The organism is Croceibacterium mercuriale (genome assembly GCF_000802385.1).
Lineage (GTDB): Bacteria > Pseudomonadota > Alphaproteobacteria > Sphingomonadales > Sphingomonadaceae > Croceibacterium > Croceibacterium mercuriale.
Map to the genome: position 1 here is coordinate 38,524 of NZ_JTDN01000004.1, position 16,966 is coordinate 55,489.

General features: G+C 66.8%; 7 protein-coding genes. All 7 read left to right on the forward strand.

The genetic code is table 11. From position 1 onward, the window contains the following. The first annotated feature begins 22 nt into the window (after positions 1-22). The 7 genes from PK98_RS15405 to PK98_RS15435 all read left to right on the forward strand — a co-directional run bounded on the left by PK98_RS15405 (position 23) and on the right by PK98_RS15435 (position 16,948). On the forward strand, positions 23-1,690 hold the full coding sequence (locus PK98_RS15405; protein ID WP_152608766.1) for a hypothetical protein: 1,668 nt from the start codon (positions 23-25) through the stop codon (positions 1,688-1,690). Between the two features lie 236 nt (positions 1,691-1,926). Next, positions 1,927-5,319, forward strand: coding sequence for a TM0106 family RecB-like putative nuclease (locus PK98_RS15410; RefSeq protein ID WP_039097954.1), 3,393 nt, complete (start codon positions 1,927-1,929; stop codon positions 5,317-5,319). Beyond that, entirely contained in the window at positions 5,316-8,600 is a 3,285-nt protein-coding gene (locus tag PK98_RS17470; protein WP_152608767.1) for an AAA family ATPase, read from the forward strand. The genes PK98_RS15410 and PK98_RS17470 overlap by 4 nt, the downstream gene beginning before the upstream one ends. Continuing rightward, entirely contained in the window at positions 8,597-9,919 is a 1,323-nt protein-coding gene (locus PK98_RS15420) for an McrC family protein (RefSeq protein ID WP_052208936.1), read from the forward strand. The genes PK98_RS17470 and PK98_RS15420 overlap by 4 nt, the downstream gene beginning before the upstream one ends. 179 nt (positions 9,920-10,098) lie before the next feature. After that, entirely contained in the window at positions 10,099-13,113 is a 3,015-nt protein-coding gene (locus PK98_RS15425) for a BPTD_3080 family restriction endonuclease (RefSeq protein WP_039097981.1), read from the forward strand. After that, the gene (locus PK98_RS16905) at positions 13,113-14,129 is read left to right on the forward strand and encodes a hypothetical protein (protein ID WP_152608768.1); all 1,017 of its coding nucleotides are present in this window, start codon (positions 13,113-13,115) and stop codon (positions 14,127-14,129) included. The genes PK98_RS15425 and PK98_RS16905 overlap by 1 nt, the downstream gene beginning before the upstream one ends. Then, a complete protein-coding gene (locus PK98_RS15435; RefSeq protein WP_039097956.1) occupies positions 14,129-16,948 on the forward strand; it encodes a site-specific DNA-methyltransferase in 2,820 nt (939 codons plus the stop codon). Before PK98_RS16905 ends, PK98_RS15435 begins: the two co-directional genes overlap by 1 nt. Positions 16,949-16,966: the final 18 nt, after the last annotated feature.

Genomic DNA, 16,966 nt, shown 5'->3' on the forward strand with positions numbered 1-16,966 from the left:
ACCGGCACAAGGGGGCAAGGGCATGGCGGACAGATCAGGGGCGGACAGGTCGGGCGCGGCTCGTAGACTGGGGCGGGCCACGCTGGCGGATGGTGCCGGGGGCGACCTGCTGGCCGGCCTCCGGGCGCAGCTTGCCCCGGTCCGTGCGCCAACCAAGCTTGCCGCTCCCTCGCAATCACCGTCCGTGGCGTTCGCGCCGCCCCAATCGCTGCCGATCCGCCACGAGGAGGACCATGCCCGTCAGCGTTTGGCCAAGAAGCAGAGCGCCAAAAGGAACAGAAAGACCGTCCTGAAGATTCCTGCCGGCGCGATGCGGGCGGTGGAGGCGGCGGTGCCGTTGATAGATCCGGGCCGTCAGCCACAAGTCACCCCGCAAGAACCGAGCGATCTGGGCAAGGCGGCGTTCCATCGGGTGCTGAGCCTGCGGGATCGGTTGGCCGCCTTCACCGCCGATCATGGTGCCCCGGCCGATCTGGCGGCGGCATGCGTGCGGGAGGTGCAGGACACGATCGCACTGGGCGCGCGCTCGCTGGACAGCGTGATCGACCCGGATGCGGACGGCTATCTCGGCTGCGACTTCGGCACCAGCGCCACCAAGGCGGTGGTCCGCTGGCCTTATGACGCCGCCCGGCTGCCCTTCGCCATGCCCGTGCCCGCCGACTGGTGCAGCCACGGATCGCCGCATCTGTGGCCCACCACCGTCTATTTCGAGGCAACGAGTGGGCGTTTCAGTGCAGTGCCGCAACCAGGCTTCGCCTGTCTGCAAGGGTTCAAGACGGGGCTGGTGGAGCGCAAGGCCAACCGGACCTGCTGCGGCAGCCCGGTGCGCATGGACGAGGCGGCGGTGGCGTTCCTGGCCCTGTACCTGGCGTGGTGCACCGGCGTGCTAGCGGCGCGCGGCGCGGCGCTGAGCGGTGTCAACGTGGCGGTGCCGCTGTCGATCAGCGACGTGCATGATGCGCAAGTCGCAGCTCCGTACAAGCGAGTGGTGCGCGCGGCTGCGCTGCTGGTCGACCGGGCCGCAACGCTGACGCTGGCCGATGTGCGGCACGCGATGGAGGCTGGGGACGAGCCGGCGCTTCCGTGCGAGATCTGGCCCGAACTGTCCGGCGCCGTCGCGGGCTATTGCGCGTCGTCTCGGCCGCACAGTGGCGACCATTTCCTGCTCGATTGCGGCTCGGCCACCTTCGACATCGCCAGTTTTCGGTTGGATCCCGGCTCAGACCGGCCGGCGGCAATCTACGCCACGATCGTCGAGACTTTGGGGGCGGATTCATGTCGCGTCTACCAGCGGCACGGAGCCAGCGCGGCCGATTGCCGCAGGGCAGTGGAGTTTCAGGACCATCGCAGCCGGGTGCTGACCCGTGACTGCAAGGGCGGCCCGACCATTGCCGCGCGTCAGGACGGGCGGCGCGGGGAGCAAGTGATCCTAATCGGGGGCGGGATCGGCGGGCCGATCCACGGGGAAGTGGTGGAGCGGTTGCAGCGTGCCTTCGAACGCCAGTTCCATCGTCCCGAACTCGACCGCAATCTGCAATGTGAGGAGAGGGTGATCCCGGGCCGACTGATCCTGGCCGATGGGCTGGCGCGCGATCCAGTCGAGCTGAGCGAGGTGGTGAGGGCTGTGCCGGTGGTGAGGTCGGACGAACGGATGCAACCGGGCTATCACGACTTCGCCGAGCGGATGTGAAAACGGCAGCTTAACTGAACTAATATGATACCGTACACACCATGGTATGATGATGCTTCCGCCTTCGGTGTTCTTGTTCAGGATCTGCGTGCCACGCTGATCGCGGAGGTGGGCGATCTGGCGCTTGCTGTGGGGAGCGAGGCAGGCGCTTGGCGGGTGATCTGCTGAAGCCGATCGCCGCGACCATTTCTGTCGTAACCTGCCGCTAATCTTCAGCGCATAGGAGACCAACGGCCATGCGCCTGTGTGACGATTCCATCCTGCATTCGCCATCGGACCTGGTCCGGCACCTGGGTTGCGCCCATGCCACCACGCTGGAGTTGGGGCGACTGTTGCGGCCGGAGGAGGCGCCCGAAGCGGCGGCGGATGACGCGTTGAACGAACTGGTGCAGCAGGCGGGCCTGAGGCACGAGGCGGACTATCGCGACCGGCTGGCGGCGGATGGCGGGCTGGTGGAGATCGCCGGGAGCGGATCGCTGCGCGCCCGTGCCGAGGCGACGCGTGGGGCGATGGCGGCGGGCGCGCCGGCGATCTTCCAGGCGGCGTTCCTGGATGCGCCGTGGCATGGCTTCGCCGACTTCCTCCTGCGGGTGGAGGAGCCATCGGCGCTTGGCGCGTGGTCGTACGAGCCGGTGGATACCAAGCTGGCCCGGTCGGCCAAGGCCAGCCATCTGGTGCAGTTGGGCCTGTATGGCCGGATGATGGCGGCGGTGCAGGGCCGGCCCCCGCGCCGGGTGCATGTGGAGCTGGGCAGCGGCACCCGCGAGAGCTTCCGCCTCTCGGATTTTGGCCATGTGCTGGATGCGGCGAGTGCGCGCTATCTGGGCTTCGTGGATGGGGCTGCAGGGGGCACCAGCCCGCAGCCCACCGCCGCCTGCGACCAGTGCCGCTGGCGCGACCATTGTGATGCCGAATGGCTGGCGGCAGACGATCTGCAATTGGTCTGCGGGCTGTCGGCCCCGCAGGCGGAGAAGCTGCGCGCCGCCGGCATCGCCACCGGGGCGGCGCTGGCCGCCGCGCCAGAGGGGCTGCGGGTGCCGCGCATGGCGGCGGAGACCTTTGCGAAGCTACGGGCGCAGGCGCGCTTGCAGGCGGCGCGCCACGCGGGCGGCGATCCGGTGGTGGAGCTGTTGCCGGCGGAAGCCGGACGGGGCTTCGCCAATCTGCCCGAGCCCAACCCGGCCGACCTGTTCTTCGACCTGGAAGGCGATCCGCTGGCGGAAGGCGGGCTGGATTACCTGTGGGGCGTGCATTTTCGCCAGGGCGGGGTGAAGCGGTTCGCGCACCATTGGGCGCACGATCATGCGGCTGAGCGTGAGGCGTTCGAGGCGATGATCGACTGGTTCGCCGAACATCTGGCGCAGCATCCGGCTGCCCACATCTATCATTATGCGCCTTACGAGATCACCGCGCTGCGCCGCCTGTCCACCCTTCATGCATCGCGCGAGGAGGTTCTGGACGATCTGCTGCGCACCCGCCGCTTCGTGGACCTGTACGGCCTGCTGCGGCAGGCAATCCGCACCAGCGAGCCGAACCTGTCGCTGAAGACGATGGAGCTGTTCTTCGCGCCGCCGCGCGATGGCGCGGTGCAGAAGGCGGACCAGTCGGTCGTGGAGTACAAGAGCTGGCAGGAGACCGGCGATCAGGCGCTGTTGGACGGCATCCTGGCCTATAACCGGGTGGACTGCGAGAACACCGAAGGCCTGCGCAACTGGCTGGCGGGCCTGCGCCCCGCCGACGCCGAATGGCGCTCGGTGGGCGCGCCGGGCGGCATCGACGAGGAGAAGGCGGAGGCGCGCTTGGCCGCCGAGGCGGAAGCCGCCGCCCTGGTGGCGGCGATTCATGCCGGGCCGCTGCCCGCCAGCGAAAGCGGGCGCGAGTTGGTCGGCCATCTGACGCAGTTCCACCGCCGGGCAGACAAGCCAGCCTTCTGGGCGATGTTCGACCGCTGCGAGCGTGAGCCGGACGAGCTGGTCGATGATGCCGAATGCATCGGCGGGCTGGTGCCCAATCCCGATGCCTCCGGCGCGTGGCAGGAACCGGAGCGGCGCAGCACGCTGGCCCATTACCGCTTCCCGCCGCAGGAAACCAAGCTGCGGAAGGGCGGGCAGGTGCTGCACGCGCCCACGCTGACCCGGCTGGGCACCATCCATGCGCTGGATTGTGAGGCGGGCACGGTCACGCTGAAGAAGCAGCTGAAGGGAGACGATGCCTTCCCGACAGGCGGATCGGCCATCCCGGGCCAGCCGATCAGCACCGCCATTCTGGCGGGCGCCGTCCGCCGCGTGGCCGGTTGCTGGGCCGGCGGCGGCGATCCGGAGGAGGATGGAACACCTCGCTACCGCGCGCTGCTGGACCTGATCGGGCGGGTGGAGCCGCGGCTGGCGGATGGCGCCGGCGGGCAGCTGGTGCAGGCCGAGGAGGGGCTGGTGGAGGCGGCGACGCGGGTGTGCCTGGCCCTCGACCGTTCCACCCTGTTCATCCAGGGACCGCCGGGCACGGGAAAGACCTATACCAGCGCCCATGCCATCGTCAGCCTGCTGGCAGCGGGCAAGCGGGTCGGCATCTCCAGCAACAGCCACAAGGCGGTCAACAACCTGATGGGGGCGGTGGAACGGGCGGCCGAGGCGCGCGGGCTGGCCTTTGCCGGCGCCAAGAAGGTGACTGTGGGCAACCACGACACATATCTGGATGGTGCGATGTTCGACGATGTGGCGCAGGCGAAGGACATACACGAGGTCGGCTACCAACTGGTCGGCGGCACCGCCTGGCTGTTCGCCGACGAGCGGTTCGACGAGTATTTCGACCATCTGTTCGTGGACGAGGCCGGGCAGGTTTCGCTTGGCCACCTGCTGGCGATGGGTGCTGCGGCACAGAACATCGTGCTGGTGGGCGACCAGATGCAGCTGGCGCAGCCGATCCAGGGGTCGCATCCGGGCGAAAGCGGGCTGTCGGCGCTGGATTACCTGTTGCAGGCTGAGGCGACAGTCGCGCCCGAGGCCGGCATCTTGCTCGACACCAGTTGGCGGATGCACCCGGCGATCTGTCGCTTCATTTCCGACGCGGTATATGACGGGCGCTTGCAGGCGCATCCCGATTGCGCGCGGCAGAGGCTGGCCTTGGCGCCCGGCCACGATCCGGCGCTGGCGGAGCATGGCCTGCGCTTCGTGGCGGTGGACCACACCGGCTGCGGCCAGCGCAGCGACATGGAGGTGGCGCGGGTGAAGGCGCTGGCCGAAGGGCTGATCGGCACGTCGTTCACGCGTCGCGACGGCAGTGACGGGAAGATCGGGTGGGACAATATCCTGATCGTCGCGCCCTACAACATGCAGGTGAATGCGCTGGCCGCCGCTTTGCCGGCGGGCGCACGGGTGGGCACGGTGGACAGGTTCCAGGGGCAGGAAGCGGAGGTGGTGATCGCCAGCATGGCCACCAGCAGCCCCGCCGACCTGCCGCGCCATGTCGACTTTTTCTACTCCAAGAACCGCATCAACGTGGCGATCAGCCGCGCGCGGACGCTGGCGCTGGTGGTGGCCAATCCGAAGCTGCTGGAACTGGATGCGAAAAGCGTGGACCATTTTCAGCTGGTGAACACGCTGGCCTGGGTCGTGAAGGAAGGGGCGAAGTGAGGGAGCAGGAGTTTCGGGAGTGGCTGAAGGTGCAGCAATATACCGCCACCAGCATCGCCACATGGCTGTCGGACGCCCGCAAGGTGGAGCAGGCGCATGGCGATCTGGACCAAAGCTATGAGGCGGACAGGTTCGATGCGCTGCTGGGGCAGCTGGTCTATTCTAAGGCTGATGAACAGGCCGGCAAACCCGATCCCAGCGCGCTCGGGCTGACCAGCCGGCTGTACAACACTCTGTCAGCCAGCCGCTCCGCCATTCGCTATTATCGGCGGTTCCGCGATGCGCAGGCCCATCCGCAAGGGCGGCTGTCCGGATTCGACCGCGGGATCATCTTCGCGGCGATCGCCGCCTGCGATGCGGCAGGATCGGTGCAAGCCTTCGTGGACCAACTGGAAGGGCGCGGCGTGCCGCAGACCTACTGGCTGGTGCATGAGGGCGCGCTCTATCCCAGCAAGGCCACCGTCCACTGGGCCATGGCGCGCCGCGGCATCGAGGCGAGCGCCGGCGGCAGCGAGTGCAAGGCGGTGCTGGAGGAGCTCGGCTTCGTGGTGGTGGACCGCCCGGCGTTGCTGCAGGCGCGTGACGCCTTCCTGGCCCGCATGACCGGCTTCACCGACTTCGCGCATGACGAAGGTCCGTATGTGGAGATCGAGCGCCGCTACAAGGACGAGCGGATCGCGGCGGCACAGGCCATCGCCGCCGGGCCGCAGGACGATCGCGCGGCGGGCGAGGCGCTGTTCCGCCTGCTCGCCATCGGAGGCCAGGGCCTGCCGCTGTCATGGCGGACGTTGGGCGAGGTCGGCGAGGCCGATCCCGCGCTACGTGACCGCTTCTACGGCGCAATCGGCGCTCTCGCCCGCAGCGGCGCATCGATGGAGGAGGCCGTTACCGCCACGGCCAAGGAGCTGGAGGCGCTTCGCGATGCGGGCATCGTCGGCCTGCGCCGGGGCGAGGTGACCTCCATTCCCATCACCGTGTGGGGCACGCTGCATCCGGAGGAGGCGAGCTGGTTCAAGATCAGCAAGATCGCCGAGATGGGCAAGCGGTTCTTCGGCCGCAGGCTGTTCCCGCAGACCGAGTTCCGCGAGGGCGACCTTGCCGAATGGTCGCTGCTGATGCGCACCCTGTTCAGCCTGCTGGATCGCGAGTTCGGCTGGCGCCCGCGCGACATGTTCGACGTGCAGGGCTTCATCTGGGTGGTGCTGGATGCGGGATATGATGCCGAACCGGAGGACGCGGAAGCGCCGGTCGCGCTGGACCCCACGCCCATCTGGATCGTGACCGCCCGGTGGGGCGAAACGGACGGTCTGCCCCGCTTCATCGAGCGCGGCGAGTGGAGTCTGCTGTACGGCCGGGAGGAAAGCGGCGCCAATCGGCTGGTGCGGCAGATGCAGGTCGGCGACCGCATCGTGCCCCGCGACTATTTCCATCAGGTGCACAATCTGCCGTTCGACGCCAATGGCGGTCGGGTATCGGCCATCCGGCTGCGCGCGCTGGGCACCGTCACCGAGGCTAGCGAGGACGGCGTGCGCGTGGGCGTCGACTGGCAGGAATGGCCGGAGCCGCGCACCTGGTATTTCTACACGCACACCGCGCCGGTCTGGGGTCTGGTTGATCCGGGGGAGAGCCCCTCCGCCGATCAGTTGCGCCGCTTCATCCTGGATGGCGAGCCACAGGATTACGACCGGTTCCTGAACGATCCCTTCTGGCGCGACCGGCTGTTCGGCGCGCCGGCCGACAAGGTTGCTGCCCCGATGAACCCCACCAACCTGATCCTCTACGGCCCGCCGGGCACCGGCAAGACCTACACCACCATGGAGCGGGCAGTGGGGTTGTGCGGGGAGCAGCCGGACCTCGACCGGACCGCCTTGCGCAACCAGTACGACCGTCTGCGCGCCGCCGGCCGGATCGAGTTCGTCACCTTCCACCAGAACTTCGCCTATGAGGAATTCGTCGAAGGTCTGCGCCCGGTCACCGGCGCCGAGGGCAGCGTCGGCCTGCAGCTGGAGGCGCAGGGCGGCATCTTCCGCACCATGGCCACGACGGCCGAGGAAGCGCGCAAGTCGGCGCGGCAGGGCGCTGCCATGGAACTGGGCGATCGCCGGGTGTTCAAGATGTCGCTCGGCCGGTCTGGCATCGATGACGACATCTTCGAGGATGCGTGGGACGGCAGCTTCATCGCGCTGGGCTATGGCGGCGAGATCGACTGGTCGGACTATCGCGATTACGAAGCCATCCGGGAGCGCTGGAACCAGGACAATCCCGGCACCCATGGCGCCAGCGGCCACATCGCGCAGGTGAACCGCTTCGTGGCCGACATGAAGCCGGGCGACCTGGTGGTGGTGCCGTTCGGAAACATGAAGATCCGCGCCATCGGCGAGGTCACCGGGCCGTACGAGTTCGTGCGGTCGGAGGAGCATGACTACCACCATCGCCGGGCGGTGCGCTGGCTGAAGCGGTTCGACGAGCCGCTCGATTACTCGGTCGTGTCGGAGATCCCGTTCACGCAGCGGTCCTGCTATCCGATCCGGGCCGAGAACCTGAAGCCGGCCGGCCTCGCCTCGCTGCTGCCGGGCGAGGGCGGCGGCGTGCAGGCGCCGCAGCACTTCGTCCTGATCATCGACGAGATCAACCGGGCCAACATCTCCAAGGTGTTCGGCGAGCTGATTACGCTGATCGAGCCGGACAAGCGGCTGGGGATGGACAATGCGCTGACCGTGCGCTTGCCCTATTCGCGGCGGGAGTTCGGGGTGCCGGCGAACCTGCACATTGTGGGTACGATGAATACGGCGGACCGCTCCATCGCGCTGCTGGATACAGCGCTGCGCCGGCGGTTCCGGTTCGAGGAGTTGGCGCCGCGCCCTGACCTGCTGGAGGAGGTGGAGGGCGTGTCGCTCGGCCAGGTGCTGGACACGATCAACCGGCGGCTGGAATACCTGCTCGACCGTGACCACGCGATCGGCCACGCCTTCTTCATGGGGGAGGGCGGGGCGAGCCGCGCCGCGGTCGACGACACCATGCGGTTCAAGGTCATCCCGCTGCTGCAGGAATACTTCTTCGAGGATTGGGGCCGCATCCATGCGGTGCTGGGCGACGGGTTCCTGGGGAAGCGAACCCTTCAGCCACCCAGCACGCCGGAGTTCGTTGGGCAACGCGAGCGGTTCAGCTGGTCGATCCGCAAGCCGTTCGCCGGCGACGCCTATGCCACGCTGCTCGGCAAGGCGCCGTCACCAGAGGAGCTGCAGTCCGGCTTCGAGGAGGACGAGGGCGAAGGCGCGTGACGCATCGCTCCACGCCCGAATGGCAGAGCGTGGCGGTCGGGCAGGGTAGCTACACCCGCGTCCAAGCCGATGCGCTGCTGACCGCCGCGCGTGCGCATCCGCTGGCCAACCGGACGGGCACCAACGTGCTGGTCGATGGCGGCCGGCAGCTGCATGCGCGGCAGATGGTGGGCGTCATCGCCGCGCCCGGCTGCAGCTTGGAGATTTTGCCCAAGATCGACGGCGCGGACGGCGAGGCGGGCGTCAGGCGTCGACTGGTGCGGATGCTGGACGTGGCGCTGGGGCTCGACCTGGATCTGGGCGTGGCGGCCAGCATGGCGCGGCAGGACGAGACGCTGTTGGACGTGCTGATCCGCCACTTCGCCGACGGGTTACTGGCGCAGGTCCGCAGGGGACTGCCCCGCCGCTATCTGCAATGCGAGGACGACCTGCCCGCCTTGCGCGGGCGGTTGGATGTGGGCCGGCAGTTCACCCGCAACATCGTGCGACCCGATCGGCTGGCGTGCCGGTTCGACCAGCTCGACCCCGACACCCCATTGATGCGGGTGATGGCGGCAGCGGTGGTGACCTGCGCGAGACATGCGCGGGGCGCGGAGACGCAGCGCCGGCTAGTGGAGCTGCGCCACGCGCTGACAGACATTCCGCTGGTGCCGCTGGCCCGCCTGCCCTGGCGCGATGTGCGGATCGACCGCAGCAACCGCCGCTGGGCCAGCCTGTTCACGCTGGCGAAGCTGCTGCTGGGGCGGCACTGGCAGGACACCGGCCACGATGCCGCCAACCCCGACGGGCTGACGCTGCTCTTCCCGATGAACGACCTGTTCGAAGCCTACGTCGCCGCGCTGCTGCGCCGCGCCATGGCCGGCACCGGCGTGGAGGTGAGCGCGCAGGGCGGTGGGCTGCACTGCCTGGGCCGGCATACGGGGGAGGTGCTGGAACACGGCACCCACTTCGCCACGCGGCCCGACATCCTGCTGCGGCAGGGTGGCAAGGTGGTGGCGATCATCGACACCAAGTGGAAGCGCCTCGCCGCCGATCCGCTGGGCAAGGGTGGGGTGCAGCAGGGCGATGTTTACCAGATGATGGCCTATGCCCGCCTGTATCGCTGCCCGGAGCTGATGCTGCTGTATCCAGCGGTTGCGGGCGCGGGCGAAGGCGTGCGGCGGGCTTTCGGGATGGCAGGCGGTGCGGAGCGGTTGTCCATCGCCACGGTCGATGTGGGGCAGGGCGAGGCGGCGGTGGTGGACGGCTTGCGGGCGCTGGGACGAAGCCTCGCCTCCGGACGGCAAGTGCTTGTAGATAATGGCCTTGCCACAGCTTGATTTCTCGCCGGGATCGGGGACAATCCGGTCCGGGGCTGGGGGACATGCCATTATCGACCAGACAAAGCCTTGCCGGCTGCTGATCCAGAGCAGCCGGCGACGGGCGGCATGTGCATGATGCGACCGCAACTGTCGCAGCAAGGGTGCTGCTGCATGATCGAACGTAACGAGTGGAACTGATGACCAGCGGCGCCTTCTTTGAATCCCCGATCCTCAACTCGCCATACCGCCGGCCGGACCGGCACTGGCAGCTGGGAGACAATGGCCAGCCGACCAGCCTGATCGACAGCGGCCGCCGGCGCAGTGACCTGACCACGCCCATCCCCAAGCCGCGCGCCACACGCGGGAAGGCGGCGCCGCAGCAGGCCGACATCTTTGCCGATGCGCAGGGCGAGATCTACAATCCGACCCCGGTCATCAACGAGATCCGCTCCGCCGTGGAAAGCTGGCGGGCGCTGCCGGAGAGCCAATGGCAGGTGACGCCCACCACCGCGCGGCTGCTGCGCCACTGGCGCACCCACCAGTTCAAGGCGCAACGGCCGTTCTTCTGCCAGATCGAGGCGGTGGAGACAGTCATCTGGCTGACGGAAGTCGCCGGTCGGCGATCCTCGCAGGGGCAGCGGTTCTGGACGCATCTCGAAGCCGCCAACGCCGCCAGCAACCCCGAACTGATCCGCATGGCGCTGAAGCTGGCGACGGGTGCGGGCAAGACCACGGTGATGGCGATGCTGATCGCCTGGCACACGCTGAACGCTGTGCGCCACCCCAACGCGAAGCGCTATTCCAAGGGCTTCCTGGTGGTCGCGCCCGGCATCACCATCAAGGACCGGCTGCGCGTGCTGCAGCCCAACGATCCCGAAAGCTACTACCGCAGCCGCGAGATCGTGCCGGAGGACATGCTGCGCGATCTGAACAACGCCAAAATCGTCATCACCAACTATCACGCTTTCAAGCGGCGCGACGAGGTGCCGCTGAACAAGGTGCAGCAGGCGGCGCTGGCGACCGAGCCGAAGCCGGAAAGCGACGGCGCGCTGCTGCGCCGCGTCGCCAACGAGCTGACCGGCATGAAGAACATCGTCGTCCTGAACGACGAGGCGCACCATTGCTATCGCGAGCGGGTGCTGACGGCCGAGGAGGAGAAGGCGCTCAAGGGCGACGACAAGGAAGAGGCCAAGCGCAACAACGAGGCGGCGCGGCTGTGGATCAGCGGGCTGGAGACGGTAAAGCGCACGCTGGGCCTCAGCATGGTCTACGACCTGTCGGCGACGCCGTTCTTCCTGAAGGGATCAGGCTATCGCGAAGGATCCCTGTTTGGCTGGGTGATGAGCGATTTCAGCCTGATGGACGCGATCGAATGCGGCATCGTGAAGCTGCCGCGCGTGCCGATCATGGACAATGTGGAGGGCGGCGACACGCCGATGTTCCGCAACCTGTGGGACCATGTCGGTGCCAAGCTGCCGAAGAAAGGGCGGGGCAAGAGCGGGTTCGACGATCCGCAGAAGCTGCCCACGCAGCTGCTGTCCGCCATCGATGCGCTGTACGGCCATTACGAGAAGACCTTCGCCGCCTGGAAGGAGAACAAGCTGGGGGTGGAGCCGGTGTTCATCGTGGTGTGCAACAACACCGCGACATCCAAGCTGGTCCATGACTACATCGCCGGGTACGAGGTGACGGACAAGGACGGCAACGCCCGGCTGCAGGCGGGCGCCTGCAAGCTGTTCCAAAACTACGACCCGGATGGCGTCGCCCTGCCCAAGATGCGCACCCTGCTGATCGACAGCCAGCAGCTCGACAGCGGCGAGGCGGTCAGCGCCGAGTTCCGTGCCGCCGCCGCGGACGAGATCGACCGCTTCAAGGCGGAACTGGTGCAGCGCACCGGCGACCGGGTGGCGGCGGAGAAGATCGACGATGCCACCATCCTGCGCGAGGTGATGAACACGGTCGGTCGCCCGGGCCAGCTGGGCGAGGCGATCCGCTGCGTCGTGTCCGTCTCCATGCTGACCGAGGGGTGGGACGCCAACAGCGTGACCCATGTATTGGGCGTGCGGGCGTTCGGCACGCAGCTGCTGTGCGAGCAGGTGATCGGCCGCGCGCTGCGGCGGGTTTCGTACCAGCTGAACGCGGAAGAGAAGTTCGACGTCGAATATGCCGACATCTTCGGCATCCCGTTCGACTTCACCGCCGAACCCGTCATCGGTCCGATCAAGCCGCCCCCGCCGATGGTGCGGGTGGAAGCGATCAGTCCGGAGCGGGACGATGTGGAGATCCGCTTCCCCCGCGTGGAAGGATACCGCACCGAACTGCCGCGGGACGTGCTGCGGGCCGACTTCAGCGCGGATTCCACGCTGGAGCTGACGCCCGACCTGGTCGGCGCGACCACGACGATCAATTCCGGCATCATCGGCGAGACGGCGGACTTCACCCTGGCGCATCTGGCCGACACCCGCCCGGCGACGATCCAGCTGCGGCTGGCGGACCGCATCGTGCGCCGCCGGCTGACGAATGATGGCGAGGTGCCCAACCCCGCGCTGATCATGGAGATGCGCAAGATCGTGCGCCGCTGGATGGGCGAGCATCTGGTGTGCAAGGGCGACACGCAGCCCGCGCAGCTGCTGTATCACGACATTGCCGAGCGGGCGGCCGACCGCATCATGGCCGCCATCACCCGCGCCAGCGAGGGCGGCAACCGGGTGCTGGCCATGCTGGACCCGTACAATGCGGAAGGCTCGACGCGGAATGTCGGCTTCAACACCAGCCAAGACCGGTACGAGACCTCGCCCCGCTGCCATGTGAACTACGCCATCGCGGACAGCGACTGGGAGCTGGAGTTCTGCCGCGTGGCCGACAGCCACCCGCGCGTGCTGGCCTGGGTGAAGAACCACAATCTGGGGTTCGAGGTGCCGTATCAGGCGGGCGGGGAGGCGCGGCGCTATCGCCCCGACTTCATCCTGCGGGTGGATGACGGGCACGGGGCGGACGACCCGCTGAACCTGGTGGTGGAGATCAAGGGGTTCCGGGGCGAGGACGCGAAGGACAAGGCGGAGACGATGAAGACCTACTGGGTGCCGGGGGTGAACAATCTGGGCACGCAGGGCCGCTGGGCCTTCGCCGAGTTCACCGACAAGTGGAAGATCCAGACGGAGTTTGCCGCGAAGATCGAGGCGTGGCTCGATGGGGTGGGAGAAGCAAGCTGATGTGGAACAACGTAATCGTCGCTAACATTGGTTGGGATGAGGTTTATTCAGGGCGGGCCGTGGCTAGCCACCACAGCTACGTGGTCCAGCACGGAACCGGAGGCGAGGCATTTAACTTTCAACCGTACCGTGGATTATTCTACGGCTACATCAGAGACGGATCTGCACTCGATCGATTTTCTCATCGCTTGTGGACAATCGTGTTTGTTTCGAAGCCCTCTGAACAGGAACGATTGCGGATCGTTGGGTGGTATGAGCAAGCCAGAGTAACTGGTTACCGGGATCGTCCGGAGTATGCGTTCGAACCAAGCTTTCCAAACTCGGATGAGGACCAGAGATATGAGATCTGCTCGGTCAGCAAGACGGCTTTCTTAGTTCCCGTCGAACAGCGCGCTGCGCTCACTCTGCCGCAAGGACACCGGATCAAGTCGGGCGGCTTGTACTATGCGGCAGGCGGAGACCGGGCGGATACTGAGGCTCAGCAAGCATCGCGCAACCGGATGGTCGAATGGCTCCGCGCGACGTTGCCGGGATTGCGGGAGGACGCAGCTCTGGAGAGGTCAGCGGACGCGGATTTTCCGGACCTCCCCGGCATCATCGTAGATGAGGGCGGCAAGCCGCATGGCTTCAGCCCTGTTCCCGAAGGCGAGCGCCACCGGAGACTGAAGCACTGGGCCTGTCGTAACGCGCAGGAGATCACAGGGCGAGCGCTCGGAGAAGGACGTGTCGAACAGCTCTTGCTGTCGGGCGATCGGGTCGACGCTGCGCACGAGGCAGAAGACGCGCTCTGGCTGGTTGAAGTGAAAGGTTGGGGATCACCGCCCGATGATCTGCGTCGAGGTGTGTACCAGTGTATTAAGTACCGAGCAGTCGCCGCCGCGCAGCCGGACTGGATCGGCCGGCAGATCTCGGCCGTGCTGCTGACTGAACGTGCGCTGCCCGCCGAATTGCAGGCGCTGGCCGAAGCGAATGGCATCACGCTGATGGTGCATGAACTGACTGCGGAAGACGAATAATGGCCAAGAAACCCCTCTCCATCGACAGCCTGAACCATGCCGAGGCCACGCGGCGCAATGCGCCCACGGCGGAGCTGGAGCCCTTCGTGGGGCCGGACATGAAGCGGCCGATCGAGGTCGCGTATGAACGGCGCAACCGCGACCTGGACCCGCAGCTGGTGTGGCGGGGGAAGGATGTGGCGGACTGGTCGGACCTGGTGGTGGAGGCGCCGCCGCTGTATATCCAGGAGAAGATCCATCCCAAGGCGCTGATCGAGGATCTGAAGCGTGTTTCCCCGGGGAAACATAGCGGGAACGACGCCCCCGACCTGTTCGCCGATTTCAACGGGGTGGAGCCCGACGCCCGGACCGAGTTCTACGCGCATGACCAGCACTGGTCCAACCGCATGATCCTGGGCGACGGGCTGAAGGTGATGGCATCGCTGGCGGAGCGGGAGGGGCTGAAGGGTCAGGTGCAGTGCATCTATATCGACCCGCCTTACGGCATCAAGTTCAACAGCAATTTCCAGTGGAGCACCACCAGCCGCGACGTGAAGGACGGCAAGGCCGACCACCTGACGCGTGAGCCCGAACAGGTGAAGGCCTTCCGCGACACCTGGCGCGACGGCATCCATTCCTACCTCACCTATCTGCGCGACCGCCTGACCGTCGCCCGTGACCTGCTGACGGAAAGCGGCAGCGTGTTCGTGCAGATCGGCGACGAGAACGTGCACCGGGTGCGGGCGCTGATGGATGAGGTGTTTGGGGCCGAACACTTTCTTGGTCAGGTAGCCTTTAGTAAAACCTCAGGGTTAGCTACATCCGATCGCCTTCCATCAAATTTTGACTATCTCCTTTGGTTTAGTAAGACCGACAAGCCGAAGTACCGGTCTATTTATCAGCAACTCGACAATGCTAACGATGGAATGTACCGAAAGTACCAGATGCCTGACGGACGGCGCTTCTCTCACATCAAGGGAGATGCACCTAGGTCTGATCTTATCACCAAAGGTGCAGAGTTCTTTCGTCCTGAAAACCTTACAAAGCCAGGTCCGGGTCGAAAGTTTGAGTTCGGTTTCGAAGGTCGTTCTTTCGGCCCGGGGGGCAGATGGTTTGGTACCACGCCGGAGGGCATGGCCAAGCTATCAATGGCGGGTCGGCTCGATGTGATTGGCAATACGCTGGTGTTTGTCAAAAAAGCTAGCGACACATCCATACGACGGTACAACAACTTCTGGTCGGACACGTCCTTTGCAGGGTTCAACGAGGACAAAGTCTATGTTGTTCAGACAAACACGACCGTAATCGAGCGCTGCATCCTGATGACCACCGATCCCGGCGACCTCGTGCTCGATCCCACCTGCGGATCGGGCACCACGGCCACTGTGGCGGAGCAGTGGGGGCGGCGGTGGATCACGATGGACACCAGCCGCGTCGCCCTCGCGCTCGCCCGCGCGCGGATCATGGGCGCGCGCTACCCCTGGTACCTGCTGGCCGACAGCCGCGAAGGGCAGCTGAAGGAGGGAGAGGTGACCCGCTCGCCCCCGCGCGACACGCCGGTGCAGGGCCGGCTGCGGCAGGGCTTCGTCTACAAGCGGGTGCCGCACATCACGCTGAAGAGCATCGCCAACAATGCCGAGATCGACACGATCTGGGAAAGCTATCAGGAAAAGCTGGAGCCGCTGCGCGCGGCGCTGAACGCGGCGCTGGGCAGCGCGTGGCAGGAATGGGAAATCCCGCGTGAGGCCGGGGCCGACTGGCCGGAGGAGACGGTGCGGCTCCATGCCGAATGGTGGCAGCAGCGCATCGCCCGCCAGCGGGAGATCGACGCCAGCATCGCGGCCAAGGCGGACACCGAATATCTCTACGACCAGCCCTATGTCGACAAGGATCGCGTGCGGGTGGCCGGGCCGTTCACGGTGGAAAGCCTCAGCCCGCATCGCGTGCCGGCGGTGGACACCGACGACAGCCTGTTCGACGAGATCGAGGCCGCCGAAGGGCGCCGGCAGAAGGAAGGCAGCGGCGAGCGGGCCGACTTCGCCGCCATGGTGCTGGAGAACCTGCAACGATCCGGCGTGCAGCAGCCGCACAAGGCGGACAAGCTGGTATTCGACGGCATCACCCTGTGGCCCGGCCGCTGGATCGTCGCGCAGGGCACGGTGCGCCAGCGCTCGCTGGAACTGGCCGAGGCGGAGGATGACAGCACATCTGCTTTGGGAGCAGAGGGTCCGTCGCGCCGTGCCGCGATCTTCGTCGGCCCCGAATATGGCACCGTCAGCCGCCCGGACCTGACGGCGGCGGCGCGGGAGGCGGCGGAGGCCGGCTTCGACATCCTGATTGCCGCCGCCTTCAACTTCGATGCCCATGCCGGGGAGATGGACCGGATGGGCGCGCTGACCGTGCTGCAGGCGCGCATCAACCCCGACCTGCACATGCCGGACCTGGCCAATACCGGCGCCGGCAACCTGTTCACCGTGTTCGGGGAGCCGGACATCGTGGTGCATGACGAAGGCGACGGGCAGGTCAGTATCGAGGTGATGGGCGTCGACATGTACAAGGCCGGCCAGATCGAGAGCGGCGATGCCGACGACATCGCGGTGTGGTTCATCGACACGGCCTATGACTACGAAAGCTTCTTCGTCCGCCACGCCTACTTCCCCGGCGCGAACGACCCCTACAAGGCGCTGAAGACCACCCTGCGCGCGGAGATCGACGAGGAGGCGTGGGCCTCCCTCAACCGCACACGCTCGCGGCCGTTCGCCCGTCCTGCAACGGGACGGGTCGCCGTGAAGGTGGTGAACCACCTTGGCGACGAGGTGATGAAGGTGCTGGAGGTCTGATTGTGGGTAGAGGAGGAT